Genomic DNA, 3,180 nt, shown 5'->3' with positions numbered 1-3,180 from the left:
TCAGCTGTTACTGCTTTTTTTGAATTATGCAAGGTATAAACGCGGAGCCGCTTACATGCGTTTTTATGTGGAGTCACGCAGATTGCGCAAATGACGCAGATTTTTTACTTTTTTACCTTTAAAAGTCCCCGAAAAGCTTGCAGGTTTGAAAATAAAGTCGTAACTTTGCGCTATAGATTTAAAAACAGATGGTTATGAAGTACTTAGATCCTAAGGCAGACCTCACGTTCAAGAAGATATTCGGCAATCATCCCACAAGACTGATCAGTCTCCTGAACGCCCTCCTGCCACTCAGCGACGAGGAGCAGATACACGAAATCAAGTATCTGCCTACAGAACTTGTGCCCCAGCTCGAAGGGGGCAAGAATACCATTGTGGATGTTCTCTGCACCGACATCAGAGGCAGGAAGTTCTGTGTGGAAATGCAGATGGAATGGTCTGACGCATTCCAGCAGCGAGTATTGTTCAATGCATCCAAACTCTATGTGAGCCAGGCTAAAAAGGGAGGAAAATACAGTGAACTCCAACCTGTATATTCCCTGAATCTTGTGAATGATATCTTTGCGCATGATACTCCAGATTTCATCCACAACTATCGCATCGTACATGATAAGGACAGCAATAAGGTCATTGAAGGCTTGCATTTCACCTTCATTGAGCTCCCTAAGTTCACTCCTCATTCCATTGCGGACAAGCGCATGATGGTACTGTGGCTCCGTTTCCTCACGGAAATCAATTCCAATACAAAGGAGATTCCTGTCGATTTGCTTAATGATCCGGAGATCGGAAAAGCCGTAGAAGATCTTGAAGTTTCCGGCTTCACAGATGCCGAACTCAGAGCCTATGACAAGTTCTGGGATTCCGTAAGCGTTGAAAGAACCCTCCTGGATGACAGATACCAGAAAGGTAAGGAAGAAGGACGAGCTGAAGGAAGAGCTGAAGGTAAGGAAGAAGGAAGAGCTGAAGGAAGAGCTGAAGGTAAGGAAGAAGGACGAGCTGAAGGAAGAGCTGAAGGCATTTCCCAGCGAAGTCTGGAAATCGCCCGAAACCTTCTGTCCCTTGGGCTTCCTATCGATCAAATAACCCAAGCCACTGGCTTGACGGAAGAAGAGATTGAACTGCTGAAGGAGAGCTGATGGCACAAACTTTTTCCACTTATGCTTGGCTAATTCAGATTTTCTTCGTAATTTAGCAGAGCAAAACGTAAAGCATGTAGGAATATGGCAAAAATAGTAAATTTCTATCCTGTAGGAATACAGACATTCTCGACTATCAGAGAGGGCAATTATCTCTATGTGGACAAGACCCAATACATCGTGGATTTTCGGGAGAAGAAGATGAAGTATATCTTTCTGAGTCGTCCAAGACGATTCGGCAAGTCGCTCTTTGCCTCTACCCTCCAGGCTTATTTCGAGGGAAGAAAGGAACTCTTCGAGGGATTGGCCATTGCTGATTACGAGAAGGAATGGGTGAAGCACCCTGTGCTCCATTTCGACCTGAGCGGTGCCAAGCACATGAGCGTGGAGCAGCTGGAAAGATGCCTGGCTGATATGCTTGAAGAGCAGGAGACAAAATGGGGATATAAGACGCATCTGGTGGATGCCAATCTCCGCTTGATAGAACTGGTGAAGCGAGCTTACGAGAAGACGGGAGAAAAGGTGGCGGTCATCATCGACGAATATGATGCCCCTCTGCTGGACGTGGTGCACGAGAAGGAGAATCAGCAACCCCTCCGTCGCATCATGCAGAACTTCTACTGCCCTTTAAAAATGCTCGACCCATACCTGGAGTTCACCTTTATCACTGGTATCACCAAGTTTCCTCAGTCTAGCATATTCAGCGGACTCAACAACCTCGATAATATCAGTCTATACAAGCAGTATTCCGCCATCTGCGGCATCAGCAAGACAGAGCTTACCACCCAGATGAAACCGGATGTGGCAGCGCTGGGTGAAGCCCTTGGCATGACGTACGAGGAATGCCTGGCAGAACTGACAAGATTCTACGACGGCTATCATTTCAGTGAAAAATCAGAAGATATCTTCAACCCATTCAGTCTGGTGAAGGCTTTGAATGCAGGCAAGATTGCTCCATATTGGTTTGGTTCCGGCACACCATCTTTCCTCCTGAAACTGCTGGATAAGTATCACGTCAATCTGGCTACACTGGAGAGTCAGGAGGCGGTACTGAACTCCTTCGACCAATCAACGGAGGAGATGACCGATGCCCTGCCATTGCTTTATCAGAGCGGATATCTGACCATCAAGAAGTATAATCCGATGTTTCAGGAATATACTTTAGGCATCCCGAACAGGGAGGTACGTAACGGCTTGCTCAATTCTCTGATTCCCCATTATGTGAATCCTCGCCGTTCCGACAATGATGCCTTCCTGTTGGGGTTCAGCAAGGCGGTTTACCGCAATGATATCGAGGCAGCACTGGAGCACATGCGTACCTATCTGGCAACGATTCCATACGACCTGGAGAATCATAGTGAGAAGCATTATCAGACCATTTTCTATCTGATGTTCAGTTTCCTGAATATTTATATTCAAACGGAGGTGAAGAGTGCGATAGGCAGGGCTGATGCCGTGATGCACATGCCCGACACCATCTACGTCTTTGAGTTGAAGGTAGACAAGAGTGCCGAGGAGGCATTGGCGCAGATAGATGAGAAGGGCTACATGCTCCCATATCATTCAGAGGGCAAGCGCCTGGTAAAAATCGGCATCAGCTTCGACAGCACCCAACGCACCATCAGCGAATGGAAGATCAAGGAAGAATAATTCATCGGATGATTTATTTCATCGGATGAATTATTCTTCGGATGACGCACAGATTTACTCTTCTTAGTCCCACAGATTTCACAGATTCACACAGATTTTTTCTTTTACCTTTAAAAGTCACGCAGATTTGGCTTTCCCTTCGGCCGCCGATTTTCAATTCGCAGATGACGCAGATTTTTTACCTTTTTACCCTTTTACTCTTTTACCTTTAAAAGTTCCCCAGGCGGTCCCATCCCGCAAAATATGGCGAGGGCTTTGATGCCCCGCCAACCTTAGAGCGAAGCGGTTCTGAGCACCGGAGGGCGGTTACATCCTTTCCCTTAATGGTTAAGGGAAAGGCTTGGTTAGGGATTAAGGACCCTCCCGCAGGGGAGGGACAGGTGGGGCAAAAACA

At 46.9% G+C, this 3,180-nt stretch carries 2 protein-coding genes; both read left to right on the top strand.

Annotated elements, in window-relative coordinates; translation table 11 throughout:
• Positions 1 to 188 precede the first annotated feature (188 nt).
• Positions 189 to 1,136, top strand: coding sequence for an Rpn family recombination-promoting nuclease/putative transposase (locus tag F7D73_RS02945; RefSeq protein WP_153122216.1), 948 nt, complete (start codon positions 189 to 191; stop codon positions 1,134 to 1,136).
• Between the two features lie 84 nt (positions 1,137 to 1,220).
• Positions 1,221 to 2,786 (top strand): ATP-binding protein, encoded by a 1,566-nt coding sequence (locus F7D73_RS02940; protein ID WP_153122215.1) that lies wholly within the window; start codon positions 1,221 to 1,223, stop codon positions 2,784 to 2,786.
• Positions 2,787 to 3,180: the final 394 nt, after the last annotated feature.

It is taken from the genome of Segatella copri (assembly GCF_009494395.1).
Lineage (GTDB): Bacteria > Bacteroidota > Bacteroidia > Bacteroidales > Bacteroidaceae > Prevotella.
Note: the sequence above shows the minus strand (reverse complement) of the source record. Positions and strands in the feature narration are given on the sequence as shown.